Raw genomic sequence first — 20023 nt, 5'->3', positions numbered from 1 at the left:
ACGGGCATTAAAACACGGTGTGTTGTGAGTGAGGCCGAATTATAACGGCGTTTTTTCGTCAACAACGACTGAAGCGGGTTCCTCACCTAGCTCGTAATTAAGTGGCTGGCGCACTTTATAACTACTGACATTGGTTGTTTGGAAAAATATTCTGCTGAGAATTTCTGATAGTACACCTGTCGTTAAGAACTGTAGCGAAGCGATAACGAGAATACTGGCGACTAAGAGCATAGGTCTATCGCCAATGTCGTGCCCAAGTGCGAATTTCACAAACATCAAATAGCTCATCATGCTACCGCCAATCATGCCAACCCATAAGCCAATCGAGCCGAAGAAATGGCCTGGGCGTGCGCGAAATTTTAGGAAGAAGAAGACTGTTACTAAATCGATAAGCACACGAAAAGTACGTGTAATGCCGTATTTGGATTCGCCGGCCGTTCGCGCGCGATGGTTAACGGGGGTTTGGCCAATGCGATGAGGCGGGCATACGGTTGCCATCCAGATTGGAATAAAACGGTGCATCTCGCCGTAAATACGGATTTGTTTGACGACGTCGGCGCGGTATATTTTTAGACTACAACCGTAATCGTCTAACTTAACGCCACTAATTTTTTGGATGAGCTTATTGGCAATGCGCGAGGGTAGTTTCCGAGAGACCATCGCATCTTGTCGGTTTTTTCTCCAGCCTTGTAAAAGGTCTAGATCTCTTTCGAGCAATTCGCGTACGAGCCGAGGGATATCGGCAGGATCGTTTTGTAGGTCGCCATCCATAGTGGCTATAAGTTCGGTTTCAGCAGCGTCGATACCGGCCTGCATTGCTGCGGTTTGGCCGAAGTTGCGCTGTAATTCAATATGCTTAAATCGTGCGCCAAAGGAGCTCACACACGTATTAATGCGAGCGGCTGTTTGGTCACGGCTACCATCATTCACGATTATGGCGTACCAATCGCCAGCATAGTTTTTTAACGCCGCTTCCAAAGCCTCGAATAGAGGTTGAATATTCTCTTCTTCGTTGTAAACGGGAATAACTACAGTAAGGCTGGGTAAATGCATAGTAACGTGAAAACCTTGAATAAATTAATGGGTTGAGTGTTTTGAATCGAGTAATAAAAAACCGACAATACCAATACAAATATTAATAACGAAAATAAACAGATGCACATTGACCGCTGTTTTAATGAGTGGTTCGGCAGCATAGCCTAAAGGTATTAGAGGCAGTGTGAAAGCGAGTTCGAAAGTGCCCGCATTAGCAAAACCGGTAATAGGTGATAGAGCGCTGGCATCAGCAATAATAGTGGCTATCCAAGCATGGTTTATCGGCAGCTCGCCTATGCTTGCAGCAAGCGTTGCCAGCGCGAACAATTTTATCACCCATATAATCAGCGTCTGAACGTATAGTGTAATCCAGGTGCTGCTTTGTTGTAAGAGAGGGCTGGCGAAACTCAATGCTGAGAAACGCGTTCCAACTAGCTGCACTATTTTTACCCCAATAGGCAAGGCAACGATTAAAGTGATGGGAGCAACTAGCGCTAGGTCTTCAAGCCATAAGCTGCCGGCAAAAAACACGAGCAAACAGAGCAAAACATGGGCGTCGAATAGACGAATTAGCAGTAGTGTGGCCAGCGCATATTTTACGTCGATTTTAAGTTGGTGTCGGCTTAGCGTAGGCAGTGCCAGCTCTCCAAGGCGCATAGGTAATAGAAAGCTAACCGTATTGTGTACGAAACTAACGGCGAGCGTTCGCTTGAATGCCGTTGGTTGTTGTTGGTTGTAAGCGTAGTGAATTCGCCATACGCGCGCTAAATGGCTTACGAGTACCATTGCGATCCCTACAGCCAGTGCCGCACCTGAAACCGTTTGCCAGTGGCTCAAGGTGGAGGCCCATCCATAGCTTATATGCACCCACCAGCCGAGCCCGACAAGCATGGCCGCAGCGAAGATAACTTTTAAGCTTGTGGCAATAGGTTTGGGCATTCAGCTTGGCTACAAAAACGGTGGACGTGAGGTTGGCGTATTAGCGGCGCTTTATACCACAGATAAGGAGCGAGTCGTAGAGGTACTAACGGAGACTAACCGATTATTTTACGTACGGCCCGAATAGCGTTTTGGAGCGCCTGAGTAAAGCGACTTGGCGCGGCAACAATTTGCACCGTGATATTATCCCTTCCGCCGTTATTGAGCGCCGCAGCGATTAGCGTGGTTGTAGCGGTTTCGGTTGTTTGGCAATGCTGTAAAATCGTGGTGATTTCGTCATCACTTACGGCGTCAGATAGGCCGTCGCTGCACAGCAGAAGCCACTCGTCGTCTTGCCATTGCCCCTTTAAAGTGTCCACCTCTACGCGCTCTAAATCGGTGGAGCCTAAACATTGGGTAATAATGTTTTTTTCGGGGTGGCTCAACATCTCTTCTCGGCTAATTACACCGGAATCGACCAGTAGCTGCACGTAAGAGTGATCGTGAGTGAGCTGCAGAAGGGGGTCGGGTCGTTCGTGGGTAGGTGTGCGATAAAAGCTGTAGGCTCGGCTATCGCCCACCCAACAGATTTCATATTGATTACCGCTAGACTGCAGTGCTACCAATGTAGAGCCCATGCCTGAACCGCCTCTGCCACTTTCGACGGCCGCTAAAATGGCTCTGTGACTGGCTTGAACAGCAGTTTTTAAATGGCTGCCCGTTGTAACCTTTCGCCGAAGGGTATCGCAGGCGATAGCGCTGGCGACTTCGCCCGCGGCATGCCCACCCATTCCATCTGCAACAGCCCACACGCCAAACATAGGCATGTTTAAAAAACAGTCTTCGTTATTGCTTCGCTGTAGCCCAACATCTGTAGCGGAGTGAAACTGGGTTAGTGGCATTCTGGTTCACTTATTTTTTATACCGATCTCTAACCAGCGTAAACCAAATTAATAATCGTGTCTTGGTTCTCGAGGTGTGAATCGCGTAATTTAGGGGCTTAGTCACATATCCCGTTAGGTTCAATCCAAATTATTGTCTAAATTAAGTAAGTAGAGCAGCGATTACCGGATATGCCTCAAAAGTTACGGGATTAAGGCTCGCTTAGCGTTGTTCCGCTTCGATATAATCCATTTATCACGCCACGTTAACGGTGATAATAGAAAAGTCTTGCGGGTTGGTGGAAGTTCTTTTACATCTCTTTACTTAAACTGAGAACAGGCGGTTATGCTTCAACTTTATTTTAAGGGTCAAACGACACCTATTTGGCTGGTGGAGCCTCTTTATGTTATCGGTTCTGGGCTGGACTGCGGCGCACCGTTTAGAGCGGCAAATTTACACCCGAGCCATGGAGAACTAACGATACTGGATAACACCGCAACTATCTCGAATGGTGTGGGTGATGCTCTAATCCGGGTTAACGGTGTGCCCGTAAAGCACGCGCGCAAACTTCAACATGGCGATATTTTGCATTGGGGTCACACCGAATTAACATTGCTCGATTCCCGTATAAAAAGTGCAGAAGAAGGTGAGTTGCCTGCAAACCACACCGAAGTGGCTCAATGGACGCTAACGCCTTCAGGGACAGCGCTCGCCGGTAAAGAATTTACGATTACGGGTACGGCCGTTCTAGGGCGCGCAAAAGAATGTGACATCAGCTTAGGGGTAGCGCACCTCTCTCGTAAACATGCGCGCCTGAAGGTCAGTGACAGAGGCTTGTTGATTGAAGATTTACAGTCAGCTAACGGCACTTTTGTTAACGGCCAGCGCATAACTTCCGCCGTATTAAAACCTGGTGATCAAGTCCGTTTTGACACATTACTATTTCATGTTACAGGCCCCCAAATAGACTTAGAGTCGACAACCGTTAGGCCTGTAGTGAAAGTTGCCGACCTAAAGGCCCGTCACGCATCAACCGCGCTGCGCAACACGGCCTCTGGCATGCAACCCAAAATTCGCACGCCTCACCAGCACGTTGCCGATTCTATATCGCAGGAGGCTAATGCCGACGGGACATTGCAGGGTATAAAAAGGGGGCCTAAAGTTGGCGGAGTGGCATTGTGGTGCGCTGTTTTAGTCGTGCTTGGCGCGGGCGTTTGGGTCTGGTACAAAAGTGCGGTCTAGTGCACACTGAAGAAACCGTTTTTCAGAACCAAATATTATTGAAGTAACGGCATTATTTGCCGAAAGCAGGGTATAGAAACTAACTGCCCAGTTTTTGGAGCGTCGTTATGATTCACCTGCCTACCCACAACCCCAGCAATGTATTGGGCGGTTACAGCAATAGCCATAGTAGCCACCGTTCAGAGCAAAGCAGTACGGTAGTAACCGAAAACGGGAGCGGTGGCAAAACCACCATTAGCGCAACGCTAACAACCTCTTATCAATACTCCTCCACACACTACACGCCTAGTTATGGTCAAACCCAAAGTGTGCCAGCGGTAACCTATCAACCGTCTACCATGAGTTCCAACGCTCAGGCGCCAGCGGCAGCACCTGACACTGATACTGCAAATACTGCGGGTGTTACTGCTGCCAGCAATAACAGTGTAAGTAACCCAGGCGCAGCAACGGTATTGGCTTTCATTGAACAGAGACTCGCCACGGATGTAAATGATGGTGCCAGCCAAGAAGAATTGCAGTCTCGCATAGAAGCTGGTTTTGAAGGGTTTATGAAAGGCTTTACAGAAGCGGCGGAACAGCTTAGAGATATGGGGTTGTATGAAGGTGCGGTTAAAGCCGCAGTAGAGGGAATGTTTAATCAAGTAGTGCAAGGCATAAATGATATGGCTGAGCAATATGGCCTGGCAAGCCCGGCAACCGACGTAGCCTTATTTGACGAAACGGCAGAACCATTGCCCGCCGAAACCGCCCAGTCGGTAACTGCAGGCCAAATTAATAGTATCGCCACTGCACCACAAGATTTTATCAAACCTTTTACCGAAGACATGAGTGCCAATCAAGACGCTCAGAATTTCCAAACGCTCATCGCCCCAACACAAGATTTCTATACCCGAATCGATAAAGAAGAATCAGAAAGTAATCTCTATAGCTTTCAACTAAAAACAACCGACGGTGATGTTGTGACCATTCGCAGCTACGCAGACCAAGGTGAACGCTTTCAATCCGTGTCTGGGCCAGCAGGCAGCGATAGCCAATATGATCGTGATGCCATGGATAATTTCCAATTGACGGTAGAAGGGGATCTAGATGCCGGCGAAATGGGTGCAATTACCGATCTGCTCTCACAGCTGAACGACGTTGCCGAATCGTTTTTTGGTGGCGATATTTATCAAGCGTACGAAAAAGCATTGGAAGTGGGTTTTGATACCGACGAAATAATGCAATTTTCGTTAAACCTCAGCCAAACAACCTATAGCCGCATCGAATCGGCCTACGGCGGTGTGGCGAATGCCGGTACTGAAAAAATTGAGTTGCAGTCTGAGCCTCAATCATTTGCATTGCCCCCCGTTGATAATCGCGTTGCACGTATGAGTGAATTTATTCAGCAGTTGGAAGCGGTGCGCGAACGTACAAGTGAGCTGGGTTTCGATTCAGCTCAGCTACCCGCTTTGGCGGAGTTTACGGGTCGTCCGAAATTTGGGCAGCACCCACATTTCCCTCAGTACCAGCCGTTTATGGGGCAGATGTTTGGCGCGTTAGAACGTCATCATACTGAGGGTTAACCTGCTCGTTACGGCCGAGTAAATATCGCCTTTCTACCTATAGGATGGTTAGGTTATAGCCGCACATAGGGGCGCTATAATATTGTCCGCCCGACGGCGCGTTAAATGAGATTCTGCGTAGGTCTTTAGCGTTTCCTTTCGAGTGGTGTAAACTCCCGCTCTCGATAATGCTGAATGACATTCCCCTAGCATGAAAAACCTAACACTTTATAGCACCGTTGGCTGCCATCTTTGTGACCTCGCAAAAGAGGTTATTGCTCGCTGTGGTCGTTTTAATGTCACCGTTGTTGATATCGCCGAAGATAGCGCCTTATTAGGCGCTTATGGCGTGCGTATTCCAGTCGTTGTAGACCTATCAACACGCAAAGAACTCGGTTGGCCGTTCGATGAGCAGGCGTTTTCAGATTGGTTAAAAGCGCTTTGAACAGCCAAGCTATGCAGCAAAATAGCCTTTTTGACGCCCCGCAAACGCCCGAATGTATCATGTTGGGCAACGGCTCCCAGCTGCACTATCAGCCACGCTGGCTAGATCAAGCCCTTCCCGAATATGCTGTTACGCAGTTTGTCGAAAACTACCCCTGGCAGCAGCCTACTATTGTTATAGCTGGGCAGCCTGTGCCCATTCCTCGACTGCAATGCTGGTTCGCCGACCCCGGAGCCTGCTTACGTTATTCCGGGCGACTTTTTAAACCCAATCCTTGGACACCAGAACTCTCATCCCTAAAAGCGATGCTCGAGCAAACGCTGGAAGCACCCTTTAATAGCGTATTAGTTAATTTATACCGAGATGGCAACGATAGTGTAGGGTGGCACGCAGACGATGAAGAAGAGTTGGGTAAAACACCCTTAATTGCTTCCGTTAGTTTGGGGCAGCGTAGGCCGTTCCTATTGAAACCAAAACGTGCTCATACGCAAGAAACGCCTAGCGTTACGGGTAAACGGGTGTCGCTCGATCTAGGTGAGGGTGATCTGCTCGTTATGAACGGCAATACACAGCTCCATTGGCTGCACAGCTTGCCGAAAACCCGTACAACCAGCGAAATGCGTATTAATCTAACCTTCAGGAACGTGGTTAAACTCACATAAATAACAGCGAATTTATCGATTAATAGGCGCCACTTGGTAATGCTTCAGGTCAAGAAGCACACACCTTGTAAGGCGAATCCCGAATATCCGGTATAAGTGTCGTGCTATCGTCATTCTGCTAGGCATTCGAAGGGTCGAGTGGTACATTGTGTGCGCTTACAGGGTTAATCCAGGTAAGGACGAGCCATAGGGCTCGGTCCTCTGTTTCATTTAAGAAAGCAGTTCCTTGAAACCATAATAATCTAGGCTTAATAAGAGCTTACCTAGACATAATAAGAGGAAGAAATAGGTGACGAGAATATTGGTTGCTGACGATCACGACTTAGTGCGTATGGGCATTGTTAGAATGCTGCAAGATGTCGAGGGGTTTGATGTCGTTGGTGAAGCCAAAACAGGTGAGCAAGCCGTTACCCTAGCGCGTGAGCTTGGTCCGGAAATCGTTCTAATGGACGTAAAAATGCCCGGAATTGGTGGAATGGAAGCTACTCGTAAAATACTTGCGGCGTGCGAGGGTACAAAAGTTATTGCCGTCACCGCCTTATCCGATGACATGTTCCCAGAGCGCCTTATAAAAGCCGGAGCATCCGGTTATGTTACTAAAGGTTCAGGTTTCGACGAAATCGTAGATGCCGTTAATTCAGTCTTAATCGGCAACATGTACATGAGCAGCAGCTTAGCGCAGCAATTAGCGCTTAAAAACTTTTCCTCATCTAAGAGTGATCTATCCCCCTTTGAATTATTATCTGAGCGCGAGCTACAAACGGCCATAATGATTGCAAACGGTTCTAAAGTTCAAGAAATTGCCGAATCATTTTGTGTAAGCCCTAAAACAGTCAATAGCTATCGTTATCGTATTTTCGATAAGCTCGATATTAACAGCGATGTAGAGCTAGCATTACTGGCAGTAAAACATAAAATATTAGATGTAGACAGCCTCAGCTAAATGTCCGAAAAAAACACCGGCGAGCCAGAGCAGCCCCTAAAAGAACCGGCTGAATTCGATTCCAAAACCTTTCTTAAAAACCTCACAAGTAAACCCGGCGTCTATCAAATGTACGATAACGCCGGCGTAATATTGTATGTCGGAAAAGCCAAAAACCTAAAAAAGCGCGTCTCCAGTTATTTCCATAAAAGTGGTTTAACCACCAAAACACAAGCGCTTGTTCGAAAAATTAATACAATTGAAATCACCGTAACACCGAGCGAAGCCGAAGCCTTAGTGCTTGAGCACAACCTCATAAAATCGCAAAAGCCGCCCTATAATATTTTGTTGCGTGACGACAAATCCTTCCCGTATATCTTCTTATCCGACGCCGAACCGCATCCCAGGCTATCGTTGCATCGAGGCACTAAAAAGAAAAAAGGTCGCTATTTTGGGCCTTACCCTAATGTCAGCGCCGTGCGTGAAAGCCTTAATTTTTTACAAAAAGTTTTCGGTGTACGCCAATGTGAAGATAGTGTGTACCGTAATCGCGCACGGCCATGCTTGCTGTACCAAATAGACCGTTGCTCTGGGCCTTGCGTAGACCACATAAGCGAAGAAAATTATGCCGCCGATGTAGAGCAAACATCGCTATTTCTCGACGGAAAAAATGACAGCCTTCATCATTCGCTCGTAAACAAAATGGAGGCCGCCTCACAAACACTCGCGTTTGAACAAGCCGCACTCTACCGAGACCGAATATCGGCACTGCGCCAAGTGCAAGCCCAGCAAGTAATGGAAGCAGGGCACCGCAATATGGATATCATTGCCTGTGCTGCAGTGCCCGCTGGTGTGTGCATCCACATGTTATTTGTACGGCAAGGTCGCGTGGTAGGCAGCAAAAACTATCACCCTAAAAACAAACTCGAAAGTAGCGAGAGCGAAGTGCTGAGCGCCTTTGTTAGCCACACGTATTTAGGTGGCTCCTCTATGGATGTACCGCCTTACGTAGTGCTCAGCCACGTAATAAGCGACGAAGACGCAATTAGTGCCGCTATAGGCCTGCACACACAAAGACCAATAAAAATTACCGCCAATGTGCGCACCTACCGAGCAAAATGGCTCGCCATGGCGCTTCAAGCCGCTCGCCATAATTTACAGGCACGGCTTAACAGTACCCACACATTGCAACAGCGATATGAAGCCCTGCGAGAAGCCATGGGGGCAGATGAATGCCCCAGCCGCATAGAATGTTTTGATATTAGCCATAGTAGTGGCGAAAGCACTGTTGCCTCCTGCGTGGTGTTTGACCAAGACGGGCCGGTAAAATCAGATTACCGACGTTTCAACATAAACGACATCACCGCTGGGGACGATTACGCCGCAATGGAGCAAGCGCTCAATCGCCGCTATGCGCGATTGCAAAAAGAGGGCAAGGCATTGCCCAGCTTATTGCTTATAGACGGCGGTAAAGGTCAGCTAGGTAAAGCAAAAACAGTCATGGAAGAGCTAGGTATTCAAGAAATACAGCTAATAGGCGTAGCCAAAGGCACCACACGTAAAGCCGGTTTTGAATCGTTAATAAAACCCAACGGTACCGAACTCGTGCTCGAAAGCGATAGCCCCGCACTCCACCTAATACAGCAGATACGCGACGAAGCGCACCGTTTTGCCATTACCGGCCACAAACAAAGGCGCGACCAAAAACGCCGTACCTCCACACTAGAATCTATACCCGGTATTGGCCCCAAGCGGCGAAAAGAACTCATTAACTTTTTCGGTGGCCTACAAGCCATAATGAAAGCAAGTGTCGACGACCTAGCGAAAGTGCCCAGCATTAGTAAAAAAATGGCGGAAGAGGTTTACACCACGCTTCACAGTGAGTAACGTGCTCACCATTCAAGTTTAAGCACCTTTCGGTGGTGTTAAAACGCTCAAATCGGCTAAATTGGCGGCAGAAGTTAAGGTTAAGTGGCGGGGTTTCCTGCTGCGTAGTTATTGAATTTCCATCCGCATTCAGGCAACAGGTTTTCATGTTCAATATTGCCAATCAGTTAACCCTTATTCGTATCGCCTTCATACCTCTACTCGTCGTGGTGTATTACTCCCCCTTCGAATGGCGCTTTCTCACCTCAGCCATTTTATTTGGTTTGGCGGGTATCACCGACGCGCTAGATGGCTACATTGCTCGTAAATACAACCTCGCCACACCTTTTGGCGCCTTCCTAGACCCAGTAGCCGACAAACTCATGGTCGCCGTGGCATTAGCAGTGCTCATAGAGAGCCATGCCGACGTATGGTTTACGCTGCCGGCTACCATCATTATTTGCCGAGAAATTGTAATCTCAGCACTACGTGAATGGATGGCCGAACTCGGTAAGCGCGCAACGGTAGCGGTATCCTCTATTGGCAAGATAAAAACCACACTACAAATTATTGCCATAGTGGTATTACTCTCCGTCGACCCAGAAGGTTGGCCCATTATCAACATGCTGGGTTATGTCACCATGTACAGCGCTGCAATACTCACGCTCTGGTCCATGTACGTATACCTGCGCGCAGCGTGGCCAAGCCTCAGAGGCGACGAATAACACCGCTGCAACAATTGGTTATATATCGCCCAACCCCCGTGCTTCGGGGGCTGCACATAAAACGGTCAGCGAAAAAAATAACATTTTAAGTAAAAGGGCACTAGGATTTCCCCATTTAATCCATTACAATTCGCAGCCCTTGAACGGCACGAACCCTAAAGCGCAGAAAGCGTGGGTTCAACAAGTAGTTCTTGTGAAAAGTGCGTTGAATTTTAGAATTCATACAAAGCACAAAATAAGACGCTAGGTTGTTTTAAGCAGCATTATTAGGCGCGATAGCAAAGCGGTTATGCACTGGATTGCAAATCCACGTAGCCCGGTTCGACTCCGGGTCGCGCCTCCACTTTCACTGTAACCACTAGGTTACAGGAAAAGCCGAAAGGCACTAGGCTTACCAGGCCTCACATCAAAAAGCCCATGCCCGGGTGGTGGAATTGGTAGACACAGGAGACTTAAAATCTCCCGACAGCAATGTCGTGCCGGTTCAAGTCCGGCCCCGGGCACCACTATACATTTTGCCATAGCTGGCTAGATTCAACTTTATCTTATCAATCAATAGCTTAGCGTTTCTTCGCTAGGGTATGTTTCTGTATATATAGCCATAACCCGCCATATTTCGCGTGATTTTACGAATAGATTACGAATGAAATACGAACGAGGCATCCACTATGGCAAGTCTTCGCAAACTTAAGAGCAAACGTTTTCTCGCAGAAATCAGAAAACACGGGCAATACAAGTCAAAAACCTTCGGCAATAAAAAGTGCAGGCAATGGCATGGGTTGCCGATATAGAGCCACAGCTTTCACAGGATGGTGTGGTACAGGGTAAGACGCTTGGCGATACCTTAAACCGTTATCGTGATGAAATATCCCCTACCAAGAAAAGCCACCGCAACGAGCATAACCGCTTAAACAAATTTCTTCGCTCATCTCTGACAGGCATTTTATTGATCGAGCTTAAACAGCATCACTTTGATGAATGGATAGAAACCTCACTCACCAAGATCAAAGCCAGCTCGGTGAATCGTAACCTCAATCTTTTCAGTGCAGTCTTTGAGCAAGCTACTCGCTGGAACTGGACGACGACCAATCCCGTTCGGGGAATCAGAAGACCCAAGAACCTGCAGCCCAGAGATCGCCGTATCAGTGACAAAGAAATTGAACGCATACTGGATGCTTTAGGCTTTGACGGGCTGTCGATAACGACCACCCGCCATATCATTGCCGTTGCGTTCCTGTTTGCCCTCGAAACGGCCATGCGCCAAGGCGAAATTTGGGGGCTTACTTGGGATGATGTTTATTTGGAAAAGAAATTCGTGCACTTGCATGAAACGAAGAACGGCACAAAGCGCGATGTGCCGCTATCCATTGAAGCCGTTAGACTGCTTGAGCTTTTACCAACGAATAGCAATGGCAAGGTGTTTAACAGTAATCAGGCCAGTAGTGGTACTATTTTTCGTCGCTGTTTGCCACTTGCTGGAATCAAAGGGTTAACCTTTCATGACACTCGCCACGAAGCGCTTACTAGACTTGCAAGAAAGTTAGACGTGCTAGACCTTGCCCGTATGGTCGGGCATCGTGATCCACGCAGCCTAATGATTTACTATAACGCCACTGCCGAAGAAATCGCAGGGAGGTTAGGATAATGGAACTATGGGAACTCTTACAGTTATCACGCCCTGAAATCGACAGGATGCGTGAGGACGTGAAACGCGCTTCCACGCATCTTGATAATGCAAGGCGTAAACTCACCGAGGGTAATATAACCTTCCAGTACCCTAACGCAGAGCTGCTAGATTATCTGGAAAACTTCTTGCGTGATTTTAAGGGTGATGATCTTCGCCCCAAAAACCTGCCGGACAATATCGTATTTTTTCTATGGCTATGCTTTGGATCGTTAGTGGAGGGAGGGTCTAGATTTAACTACTCTGAGCATCGTGACGAAAGAATGAACTTGATCGGTGGAGTGATTATCCGTGCGGACTTCTTACAGAGAAAACTTGTCCTTGAGCGAGTCTGTGAATATTACAAGTTGCTGCTCATCGAAGCTGATAGGCGCGGTTTTTATATTCCTGCGAGGTAGTCTTAAAGCCTCGCTGTTTTCTGAAGGCGAGGCACAACCATTGATAGTTGCAGAATTTTCCTCACACAAGAAATATATGTATTGCTCTCGAAATCAGTATAAATATAGGGCTTCTTATTTGTTATTACCTTGCGCAAGCTCTCTTCTTCTCGTTTCTAGCCATTCCGAATTGGTATCATCGTAACCGGATTCGACAGGAATTTTTTCTTCTATCAGGACTTCTTTGGATTGCAAATATTCGTTGTACACTTTCTCATCATAGGCTCTTCTTTTTGATTTGTATTTATCGGTATCCCTGAGATAATCAATTGCAACATATAAATATACTATTGTGTATATCGCCATTGCCGTGTAAGTAGAATAATCAGAATAACTATGACTTAGGATGCCAATTGACTCTAGGATTAGGATCAGAACACCCAACACAAAAAATACGGGAATAAATAAAAAGCAATAGCCGAGTAATAACCCGGCTATAATTTTAATTCTTAATAGTGTAGAAAAAATAAATTCAATCATGTTAAAAGCCTCCTAAAAACAGCCTTTTTTCACTAGAAGTTCACCAAAAATTATTTAATTTTTTTAAAAGATTTGCGTGATTTTGTTCTTGCTATTGTCAGTTAATTTCATTTTGTTGTTTTTCTTGAAGTTTCATCTCATTTTCTAATCCTGCGCTCATAATCGAATTTCTGGCATATGATTCATAGGTTGACGAAGCATAATCTCTTGCCTTACCGCCAAACATTCTAATGACAACCACAACGCCACCAATAGCCATGATTCCGCCCCAAAATCCGAAATCCCTGAACATCAGATAAACAATGGCAATCATTCCTATTGCAACAGCGACCATAACAAGAGCAAAAGCAATTCCCAATGCCAGTGCCGCACTGTATAAAACCAGCTTTCCTGCTATCCATAACAGAGGTAGTAAAAGGGAAATGAGCGCAATAGCGATCACCTCAAATAGAAATACGAGCGAGAAATCCATAAATTTGCTCTTGGTTGCGTGAGCACCCGCGTCACAAGAAGGCGTAAGGCACCCATCCACAAATAACTGCCCAATTTCAAAACAGAGGTAGATACCCACCAGAACCATAAACACGGTCTTGAAGGCGATCATCCATACGGATAATAGCTCACGTACTTTTTCCCAAAGGGCATTCATATCAACTCTTCCTGTCGTCAAAATACTTGTATTTTTCTAGATGCAAAAATCCCTTCCGATATTACGCCTAATGATAAAAAAACTCTAGCGCATGACGGGTTCTCTGTTCCTCAACACCCAATTCTTAACCTCTTTGGCATACCAGCGCCTCCCACCCATACCTGAGTCCGTAGGGATACGCACAGCACGGGGAAAGTCTTGTCGGCATATCACCCGAGATTGAATGGATGATGTACTCAGGCGCATGTAACGCGCTATATCGCTAGCACTCCAAAGCTCGTTGCTGGCAACATTCTGTGATTTCAGCTCGTTTAAAATCTCAAGCAGTAATTTTTCCACGGGTTTTACCTCGCTCTTTCATGCCCAACCCAATACAAGGGGATGTCTTAAAAACTGTTTTTCGGAGCCGCGCGGAAGGTTTAAATCATTCTCATGGTTCTGGCGGAATACCCCCTTGCGGGGTTGTAGCCACGGTTCTGAGTGTGATTTAAAGACCTGTAGGCGGCGCAGGACAACTGTTTTTTGGTGAGCGCTCAAGCGAAGCGCCCAAAATAAACTAAGTCTTCACGCTTTGGCGTGTCCTTACTTCTCCGCGTTAGCGGGGTCATTTTTATTTACCCGTTTCTTGCGCTCCACAGGCTCACGAAAAGATACCTTGATCCCTGCATCAATCGCCATTTGCTTAATCGCTTCCTTTACCTGTCGTTCGTGTTCACGCTTGCGTTGATCCAACAGTTTGTAGCCATCCGCTATCAGCGTTTTTATCACTTCATCATCCATCGTTTTAAGATCGACAATGGGAAGGGGGCGAGAGATTTCAGTGTGTGAAAGAGTGTTGTCATTCATAGGTGATTTCCTCATCTATATAGTGGATGGAAATGGACTCAACAAAGGTTTGCTTGCCTATATTTTCCTGCTTGGGTGAGAGAGCTATCTCACTAATTTTTTGCCTTCGGACAAAACTGTAAATAGACTCCAGATGCGCGCCTTTAACGGTGATAATGGCATCGCTCGTTTTAACGGTAATGCCATCTTTTGTGTGGCGCGACGAACGCAGGTAACTATAGGGAAAGCTGTGTGGCCATCCACCTGTAAGCACAAAAGTGATGGATGGCGCACCTGCTTCGTGGGTTTTAGCTTCGCTCGATTTTTCAGGAAGTTGTTCTTTCAGGCTTCCTTTGAGTGAACTTAAAATGTCATCGGCAGAATTACTCACGCGCTAAACCTCTACCTTGATTCTGCCTTACGCGATCCTGCCATCGATCATTGCTCGGTGGTGGAACTGGCATAAAGTCGGGCTGCAATAATCCCTGCTTGACCATTGCAGTTCTCGACGCAATAAACTCTGAATGCTCCTTATTGGCCTTGTCTGTATCAGGTTGGTTTTTGAGAAGACCAATCGCACTTTGGCGTTGATGGCTACGCTGAATTTGTTCGCGCAATTCAGCTTTATCATCGGTAAAAATCTCCACCGATTTTTTACCGCGTGAAACAGAAACATAAAATTGCTCTGCGCTGGCAGCACCGCCATAAGCGGTGCTTTGCGCGATCAAGACATGCTTGACGGTTTTACCTTGAGAGGCATGGGAAGTGGTAACGTAGCCATGCGCGATATTGCCTTGTTCTGTGTCTAGTACCATGCCGTTATCAAGCTCAATATCACCATTCTTCTGAATGTTTTTTACCTGATAAATCGAGCCATTAATCAGCCGCTTGCCGTTCTTGCTTTTACCGCCCTCGGTGATGCGGATTTTGTCGCCAGCCGCTAGATCAAGTTGTTGCCTTTCATAGACATTAAAGTGCTTTGCCTGTGATCTATCGAGAACCTTTTCCTCGCCGTTCTCGTCTTTTACCCAGACGTTATTTTTATCCACTTTGGAAACGGTAGATTGCGAGCCTCGCTTGATATTACCTTTGGCATTTTGCTGGTAGCGGATCATTTTCCCCACCTTGTAACTATGGCGAGAACCCAATTCCGCTTCGGTGAATTGCTGATTTTTATATCGTGTTACTTGGTGGTCATTGTCCTTGACGTGTCCACGTTCTTTTAAAGAGCGACGAATCTCTTCGGTGACGCGCTTGCCTTCGGCGTGAGTAGGGGCAACCGTTAAGGTCGTTTCCTGCCTATCAACATAGTCAGCATATTTCTCGGCAAGGGTTCTATAACGGGCTTCGTCATCGTTTTCTTCGGTAATCGATTCGAGTTTGTCGAGGCGATCAAATCCGCCTGTTAAATCGCCCTTTGAAATGGCATCAACGGCAAATTTATATTTACCTTTTTGCCGCCGAATATTTTCAAGAGTGAGGGTTTCAAGTCCTGCTTCTTCCTGCAAGATACGGAACGCATCGCCGCGCATCACGCTATTGTGTTGTCCAGTATCACCGACCAACACTATGCGGTTGTCATACTGGTTGGCGATAGCAAATAAGCTATGCATATCACCCACACCCATTAGGCCTGCTTCATCAACGATCAGCGTGCTTCCTCTGTTTGCGTCCCAGAGTTTTTCATCTTTGAAAAACCGCGCTAATGTTTGTGCTTCTTGCATTGCAGTGCATTGGTGAACTTCGCCATCATCGCGTAGCGTGTCATAGGCTGCATCCGCTGTCGGGGCTAACACAAGCGCGTTACCGCCTCCATTTTGTATGCCTTGTATTAGACTTGCCATCATCGTGGTTTTACCAACGCCAGCCTTTCCCTGTACCGCCGTCACTCTATGACGACTTTGCAGAATGTCCGTTACAGCATTTTTCTGCTCATCACTTAACTCAAATTCCTTGTTTCCTCGGTAGTCTTTAACAATAGGAATGTGGTAATCCGCGTTCAATTTATCCTGCGTGCTGTAGCCCTGTACCGTAAAATTGATAATGTCCTGTTCTTCTTTCAACACCTGTAGTGGTCTAATAGCACCGGACACTTTAATGAGAGACAATATTAGTCAACAATTAAGGTGTCATTATGAGTCAGAAGCGTACTTACAAGCAGTACCCGAAAGAGTTTAAGGAAGAGGCCGTTGCGCTTGTTCGAGAACAAGGCTATTCCGTTCCTGAGGCCGCTAAATCGTTGGGTATCGCAACCAACATACTCTACAAATGGAAAGAAAAGGTGGAGTCTAGTGAGGCAGGTGAAGTGCTGGCCGAGGATGAGAGAGTCGAGCTTAAGCGCTTGCGCAAGGAAAACAAAGAGCTGCGCATGGAGAAAGAGATTTTAAAAAAGGCCAGTGCCTTCTTTGCGAAAGAAATGAAGTAAAGTACGATTTCATTCAGACTGAATCACCTCGCTTTCCTGTAGTTATGTTGTGTCGCGTGATGGGCGTTGGGAAAACGTCCTATTACGATTGGCTTAAGCGCCCAGGCACAGTGATAACAAGCGATACCTTGCACCTACACCGTAGGATGAAGTGGCTTTTCGAGCAGAGTCGCAATAGCCTGGGTAGTCGCGAGATGATGAAGAAATTACGCGAAGAAGGCTTTCAGATTGGTCGTTATCGGGTTCGTAACTTGATGCGCAAGCTTGGCTTAAGGGTCACTCAGCGAACCGCCTATAAAGTGACAACCAAACGCAAAACCTCGGATGCCGTAGCCGACAACTTGCTGAATCAGAATTTTAACCCAGTGGGGCCGGATCAAATTTGGGCGGGCGATGTCACTTACCTGAAGACCGGCGAAGGTTGGATGTATTTGGCGATTATTATGGATTTGTACTCGCGTCGAATTGTTGGTTGGTACATTGATAAGCGCATGACAACTAATTTAGTGAGCAAGGCCCTGATAAAGGCCTACAACCTAAGACAGCCGCCTAAAGGCTTAGTTTTTCATAGCGATAGAGGCTCACAATATACCCGTAAGCGCTATCGAAAACTTCTAGCGGCTTACGATATGCGGGCGAGTATGGGAGACGTTGGTGCCTGTTGGGATAATGCGGTTGTTGAACGCTTCTTCGGAAGCCTTAAACACGATTGGATATTTAAGATTGCGCAGCCGACAAGAGCGCACATGAAGACTGACGTGGGCAAATATATGCGCTACTACAATGTACATCGTTTGCATTCGGCGAATGAAGATTTATCGCCAATAAAATACGAAGAATCCAAGTATGTGCTGCAAAATGGAAGAGTCGGTTCTGCTCGAACAGAGCAGGTTCGACACTTCGATTCTGCAGCCAACAAGTGAAGCGCGTTAGCAGGGAATTTATAAAAAATAGGTGTCCGGTTTTACTTGACCAGAACAAGTGGAACGCATTGCAGAGATTGAAAAGTTTATTACTCAATCTGGAGCAGTGATAAAGGAAGATCAAAACCGCGCTTCTTTTGTGCCATCACACGATGAAATCAACATGCCCCCAAAAACCCTGTTTTTTGATAATGGGCAAAGCGCAACAGAAAACTATTACGCTGTATTACTTCACGAGCTAACCCACTGGACAGGAGGCAAGAGCCGTTTAGATCGTGAACAGGTCGGACATTCTACCGATGAAAAGAAATATGCTTTTGAAGAATTGATTGCGGAGCTAGGCAGCGCGTTTTTATGTTCTCACTTTCGCATTAAACAACATGGACGTGATGACCACGCCACCTATATTAAATCTTGGTTGCAAGCATTAAAAAACGATAAAAAGTTTATATTTAAAGCCGCCTCACAAGCACAAAAAGCCGTGGATTTTCTTCATGGACTTGCCAGCGAATAACTCCTGAACAATAGCGTCACAATCAAATGGTTGTGGCGCATTTAAGCCAGTTGCACGGGCAAGGATCGCGTAAACGCAACTTTCTTCGGGCTTCCTAAAAGGTCGCCGCGCTTTGCCGTCAGAAAATGCCTGCCGCCAAAGCGCATCAATCGTCGCTCGCTTTGCTCGCGGACGATTGCCAAGTCTTATAGGCTTCCTCTATGAGCGTTGCCGGACTTTCTTCTAGGCTATCAGCCAACTTAAACAGGGTCGTTATCGTTGGTTGCTTCGTTCCAGCCTCTAATTCTTGATAGTAACGGAAAGACATATCGCAGCGCGTGGCAACATCCTGCTGCGAGCGGTTACTTTTCGTTCGATGTCTTCTGAGCGTTTCCCCAAATACCGTTTTCACGTCTGTCATAGCGTCATTTCCCCCTAAATGTTCGGTGCCTAAACAAAAAGAGAATAGTTACGTGCTATAGCACGCTACTGTTTGCGCGGACTTTCTGAGCCGCATTTCATAACTATGACTAGACCATTGGAGAAACTGCTATGCGCGTATTAATTGCTGCAACTGTGGCACTAAGTGCCTTACTCGGAGGCTGTGGAAGTGGTGGAGGCGGTTCTACTAACCCCACGCCAACGCCAGACCCTACACCTGATCCAACGCCTACCTTTACCCCCACAGCATTTACAGGCTTCATGCCTGCCTTTGAGGGGGATGTAGCCCTTGCCATCGTGAGCGGTCACGCCATTACCGCCACCCGCCAGCTCGACATCAACGGCGATGAGAAAATCTACTTCTACTTTGAGAATGAAGAAGGCGAAGACATTGCAGGGGCAAGCGACTACGACATTGATGCCTCAATTTTTCCTGCCTTGTATCTGGAAGAAGATGGCATCGTATGCCTCCAGTACGCAGGGTACTTTGAGTACACCACCAGCGTGAAAGGTGATATTACCTCCGACGCCATCACCTTCCGCCAGTGTGATACCGATGGGATTCAAGCTGCCGATATATCGGAAGACTGGCAACCTACCTATATGGAGTTTGTAAGCATTACCCAGCTTGCAGACAGCATCGTTACTGACAGTGCAGGCGACCAGAGCTTCAACCTGAAAGCCACTACTGATACAGAGGGCGATGTAAGGCTGTATATCTCGAATCCATTTAATGCCACCTTTGAAGCACTGGTAGATGTAGACAGAGGCATTATTTGTTCAAACTTCATTCAGACTGGCGAAGTAGGTGCATTCTTCACCCGTGTGACGGGTTCAGATGAGCTATCTACCGAAGGACTTGCCGCTTATCTAGGCGATGATCTTGTCAGGGATAAAATCGTCTTTCTGCCAGACTGCAACTATGACCTTGCTGATTGGCAAGAGTAAGCGGCAAGTGTCCTGTCCGTGCGCCTGCTGCGCTGCTGGACGGGAAACCCCTGTACCGCGCTATTTCTTCAAGGAGCATTGCTGCACCTATGAAGAAATAGCGCTGTTTGTTGAATTCTATGTAGTCGGCATTTGCCTCTATATCCGCGTCCTGTCTGAAAACCCACCCGTCCTAAAAATATTGTCCGAACTAACCACTGACCACGCACATTACTTCGCCCTGAGCGACGACGACCAGCTCCACTATATGGAAATGATGGCGCGATGGGTATTTATGAATCAAAGAAAGCTAAAAACTAACCTCATATAGAACACTGTAAATCCCTGGCACGGATCAAAGAAAGGCCGTTATGGTTAAAGCAGTGTGACCAAGCCAATACACCTGTTTTTATATACAGTTTTTTTAGTTATAATCTGTCAATATCGGTTGACAAAAAAGGGACATATCTGTGACTATGCATCACAAATAACTCCCAAATT

The 20023-nt window shown here is 46.8% G+C and carries 23 protein-coding genes and 2 tRNA genes; 15 read left to right on the top strand and 10 right to left on the bottom strand.

What is annotated here, in order from left to right:
- Nucleotides 1-39: 39 nt before the first annotated feature.
- From H5647_RS15155 to H5647_RS15145, 3 genes are all read right to left on the bottom strand, one after another.
- Nucleotides 40-1053 carry a glycosyltransferase family 2 protein gene (locus H5647_RS15155; protein WP_045859727.1) on the bottom strand — a complete coding sequence of 338 codons (1014 nt, stop codon included), beginning with the start codon at nt 1051-1053 and terminating at the stop codon, nt 40-42.
- A gap of 24 nt (nt 1054-1077) precedes the next feature.
- Nucleotides 1078-1974, bottom strand: a complete 897-nt coding sequence (locus H5647_RS15150) for a lysylphosphatidylglycerol synthase transmembrane domain-containing protein (RefSeq protein ID WP_045859724.1) — start codon at nt 1972-1974, stop codon at nt 1078-1080.
- A 95-nt stretch (nt 1975-2069) separates the two neighbouring features.
- Nucleotides 2070-2855 (bottom strand): PP2C family protein-serine/threonine phosphatase, encoded by a 786-nt coding sequence (locus H5647_RS15145; protein ID WP_045859722.1) that lies wholly within the window; start codon nt 2853-2855, stop codon nt 2070-2072.
- Nucleotides 2856-3180: 325 nt separating this feature from the next.
- Here H5647_RS15145 and H5647_RS15140 point away from each other — a divergent pair, with 325 nt between their 5' ends.
- The 11 genes from H5647_RS15140 to H5647_RS15090 all read left to right on the top strand — a co-directional run bounded on the left by H5647_RS15140 (nt 3181) and on the right by H5647_RS15090 (nt 12320).
- Nucleotides 3181-4077 carry an FHA domain-containing protein gene (locus H5647_RS15140; RefSeq protein WP_052692099.1) on the top strand — a complete coding sequence of 299 codons (897 nt, stop codon included), beginning with the start codon at nt 3181-3183 and terminating at the stop codon, nt 4075-4077.
- A gap of 107 nt (nt 4078-4184) precedes the next feature.
- On the top strand, nt 4185-5639 hold the full coding sequence (locus H5647_RS15135) for a DUF5610 domain-containing protein (protein WP_045859719.1): 1455 nt from the start codon (nt 4185-4187) through the stop codon (nt 5637-5639).
- 190 nt (nt 5640-5829) lie between these two features.
- A complete protein-coding gene (locus tag H5647_RS15130) occupies nt 5830-6063 on the top strand; it encodes a glutaredoxin family protein (protein WP_045859717.1) in 234 nt (77 codons plus the stop codon).
- The gene (locus tag H5647_RS15125) at nt 6045-6725 is read left to right on the top strand and encodes an alpha-ketoglutarate-dependent dioxygenase AlkB family protein (protein ID WP_052692098.1); all 681 of its coding nucleotides are present in this window, start codon (nt 6045-6047) and stop codon (nt 6723-6725) included. Before H5647_RS15130 ends, H5647_RS15125 begins: the two co-directional genes overlap by 19 nt.
- 289 nt (nt 6726-7014) lie before the next feature.
- The gene (locus H5647_RS15120; RefSeq protein WP_045859715.1) at nt 7015-7668 is read left to right on the top strand and encodes a response regulator; all 654 of its coding nucleotides are present in this window, start codon (nt 7015-7017) and stop codon (nt 7666-7668) included.
- Nucleotides 7669-9534 carry an excinuclease ABC subunit UvrC gene (gene uvrC, locus H5647_RS15115; protein ID WP_045859713.1) on the top strand — a complete coding sequence of 622 codons (1866 nt, stop codon included), beginning with the start codon at nt 7669-7671 and terminating at the stop codon, nt 9532-9534.
- A 146-nt stretch (nt 9535-9680) separates the two neighbouring features.
- Nucleotides 9681-10238 (top strand): CDP-diacylglycerol--glycerol-3-phosphate 3-phosphatidyltransferase, encoded by a 558-nt coding sequence (gene pgsA / locus H5647_RS15110; RefSeq protein WP_045859712.1) that lies wholly within the window; start codon nt 9681-9683, stop codon nt 10236-10238.
- A gap of 269 nt (nt 10239-10507) precedes the next feature.
- A tRNA-Cys gene (locus tag H5647_RS15105) sits at nt 10508-10581 on the top strand.
- Nucleotides 10582-10657: 76 nt separating this feature from the next.
- A tRNA-Leu gene (locus H5647_RS15100) sits at nt 10658-10744 on the top strand.
- A gap of 263 nt (nt 10745-11007) precedes the next feature.
- Nucleotides 11008-11883, top strand: coding sequence for a tyrosine-type recombinase/integrase (locus H5647_RS15095; protein ID WP_082087190.1), 876 nt, complete (start codon nt 11008-11010; stop codon nt 11881-11883).
- On the top strand, nt 11883-12320 hold the full coding sequence (locus H5647_RS15090) for a hypothetical protein (RefSeq protein WP_045859711.1): 438 nt from the start codon (nt 11883-11885) through the stop codon (nt 12318-12320). The genes H5647_RS15095 and H5647_RS15090 overlap by 1 nt, the downstream gene beginning before the upstream one ends.
- A gap of 114 nt (nt 12321-12434) precedes the next feature.
- Here the strand turns inward: H5647_RS15090 and H5647_RS15085 are convergent, their stop codons facing one another.
- From H5647_RS15085 to H5647_RS15060, 6 genes are all read right to left on the bottom strand, one after another.
- Nucleotides 12435-12839: a hypothetical protein gene (locus tag H5647_RS15085; RefSeq protein WP_045859710.1), complete on the bottom strand. Its 405-nt coding sequence runs from the start codon at nt 12837-12839 to the stop codon at nt 12435-12437.
- A 97-nt stretch (nt 12840-12936) separates the two neighbouring features.
- Nucleotides 12937-13488, bottom strand: a complete 552-nt coding sequence (locus H5647_RS15080; RefSeq protein WP_045859709.1) for a hypothetical protein — start codon at nt 13486-13488, stop codon at nt 12937-12939.
- 84 nt (nt 13489-13572) lie between these two features.
- On the bottom strand, nt 13573-13827 hold the full coding sequence (locus H5647_RS15075) for a hypothetical protein (RefSeq protein WP_162926410.1): 255 nt from the start codon (nt 13825-13827) through the stop codon (nt 13573-13575).
- 243 nt (nt 13828-14070) lie between these two features.
- Nucleotides 14071-14334 (bottom strand): hypothetical protein, encoded by a 264-nt coding sequence (locus H5647_RS15070; protein WP_045859708.1) that lies wholly within the window; start codon nt 14332-14334, stop codon nt 14071-14073.
- Nucleotides 14327-14704 (bottom strand): hypothetical protein, encoded by a 378-nt coding sequence (locus tag H5647_RS15065; RefSeq protein WP_045859707.1) that lies wholly within the window; start codon nt 14702-14704, stop codon nt 14327-14329. The genes H5647_RS15070 and H5647_RS15065 overlap by 8 nt, the downstream gene beginning before the upstream one ends.
- Nucleotides 14697-16379: an ATP-dependent DNA helicase gene (locus tag H5647_RS15060; protein WP_045859706.1), complete on the bottom strand. Its 1683-nt coding sequence runs from the start codon at nt 16377-16379 to the stop codon at nt 14697-14699. Before H5647_RS15060 ends, H5647_RS15065 begins: the two co-directional genes overlap by 8 nt.
- Nucleotides 16380-16447: 68 nt before the next feature.
- Between H5647_RS15060 and H5647_RS15055 the strand changes: the two genes are divergently transcribed.
- Nucleotides 16448-17661, top strand: a protein-coding gene (locus tag H5647_RS15055) for an IS3 family transposase (protein ID WP_236074918.1) whose coding sequence is annotated in 2 segments (ribosomal slippage) — nt 16448-16697 and nt 16697-17661 — 1215 coding nt in all. Because the reading frame shifts where the segments join, the coding sequence is not laid out codon by codon here.
- 58 nt (nt 17662-17719) lie between these two features.
- Complete coding sequence (locus H5647_RS15050; protein ID WP_052692097.1) at nt 17720-18175, top strand: zincin-like metallopeptidase domain-containing protein; 456 nt, start codon at nt 17720-17722, stop codon at nt 18173-18175.
- A gap of 145 nt (nt 18176-18320) precedes the next feature.
- On the opposite strand, the gene H5647_RS15045 is transcribed toward H5647_RS15050, so the two are convergent.
- Nucleotides 18321-18575: a helix-turn-helix domain-containing protein gene (locus H5647_RS15045; protein ID WP_052692096.1), complete on the bottom strand. Its 255-nt coding sequence runs from the start codon at nt 18573-18575 to the stop codon at nt 18321-18323.
- 131 nt (nt 18576-18706) lie between these two features.
- Here H5647_RS15045 and H5647_RS15040 point away from each other — a divergent pair, with 131 nt between their 5' ends.
- Nucleotides 18707-19543 (top strand): hypothetical protein, encoded by an 837-nt coding sequence (locus H5647_RS15040; protein WP_045859703.1) that lies wholly within the window; start codon nt 18707-18709, stop codon nt 19541-19543.
- Nucleotides 19518-19853 carry a hypothetical protein gene (locus tag H5647_RS15035; protein ID WP_162926409.1) on the top strand — a complete coding sequence of 112 codons (336 nt, stop codon included), beginning with the start codon at nt 19518-19520 and terminating at the stop codon, nt 19851-19853. Before H5647_RS15040 ends, H5647_RS15035 begins: the two co-directional genes overlap by 26 nt.
- Nucleotides 19854-20023 lie beyond the last annotated feature (170 nt).

Source organism: Teredinibacter purpureus, from assembly GCF_014217335.1.
Lineage (GTDB): Bacteria > Pseudomonadota > Gammaproteobacteria > Pseudomonadales > Cellvibrionaceae > Teredinibacter > Teredinibacter purpureus.
This window is presented reverse-complemented; position numbering and strand designations above follow the sequence as displayed.

Bases quoted from the DNA above. Each gene is read 5' to 3' on its own strand.
- H5647_RS15155 (WP_045859727.1), bottom strand. From the start codon at position 1,053: ATGCATTTACCCAGCCTTACTGTAGTTATTCCCGTTTACAACGAAGAA.
- H5647_RS15150 (WP_045859724.1), bottom strand. From the start codon at position 1,974: ATGCCCAAACCTATTGCCACAAGCTTAAAAGTTATCTTCGCTGCGGCC.
- H5647_RS15145 (WP_045859722.1), bottom strand. From the start codon at position 2,855: ATGCCACTAACCCAGTTTCACTCCGCTACAGATGTTGGGCTACAGCGA.
- H5647_RS15140 (WP_052692099.1), top strand. From the start codon at position 3,181: ATGCTTCAACTTTATTTTAAGGGTCAAACGACACCTATTTGGCTGGTG.
- H5647_RS15135 (WP_045859719.1), top strand. From the start codon at position 4,185: ATGATTCACCTGCCTACCCACAACCCCAGCAATGTATTGGGCGGTTAC.
- H5647_RS15130 (WP_045859717.1), top strand. From the start codon at position 5,830: ATGAAAAACCTAACACTTTATAGCACCGTTGGCTGCCATCTTTGTGAC.
- uvrC (WP_045859713.1), top strand. From the start codon at position 7,669: ATGTCCGAAAAAAACACCGGCGAGCCAGAGCAGCCCCTAAAAGAACCG.
- pgsA (WP_045859712.1), top strand. From the start codon at position 9,681: ATGTTCAATATTGCCAATCAGTTAACCCTTATTCGTATCGCCTTCATA.
- H5647_RS15095 (WP_082087190.1), top strand. From the start codon at position 11,008: ATGGCATGGGTTGCCGATATAGAGCCACAGCTTTCACAGGATGGTGTG.
- H5647_RS15090 (WP_045859711.1), top strand. From the start codon at position 11,883: ATGGAACTATGGGAACTCTTACAGTTATCACGCCCTGAAATCGACAGG.
- H5647_RS15085 (WP_045859710.1), bottom strand. From the start codon at position 12,839: ATGATTGAATTTATTTTTTCTACACTATTAAGAATTAAAATTATAGCC.
- H5647_RS15080 (WP_045859709.1), bottom strand. From the start codon at position 13,488: ATGAATGCCCTTTGGGAAAAAGTACGTGAGCTATTATCCGTATGGATG.
- H5647_RS15070 (WP_045859708.1), bottom strand. From the start codon at position 14,334: ATGAATGACAACACTCTTTCACACACTGAAATCTCTCGCCCCCTTCCC.
- H5647_RS15045 (WP_052692096.1), bottom strand. From the start codon at position 18,575: ATGACAGACGTGAAAACGGTATTTGGGGAAACGCTCAGAAGACATCGA.
- H5647_RS15040 (WP_045859703.1), top strand. From the start codon at position 18,707: ATGCGCGTATTAATTGCTGCAACTGTGGCACTAAGTGCCTTACTCGGA.
- H5647_RS15035 (WP_162926409.1), top strand. From the start codon at position 19,518: ATGACCTTGCTGATTGGCAAGAGTAAGCGGCAAGTGTCCTGTCCGTGC.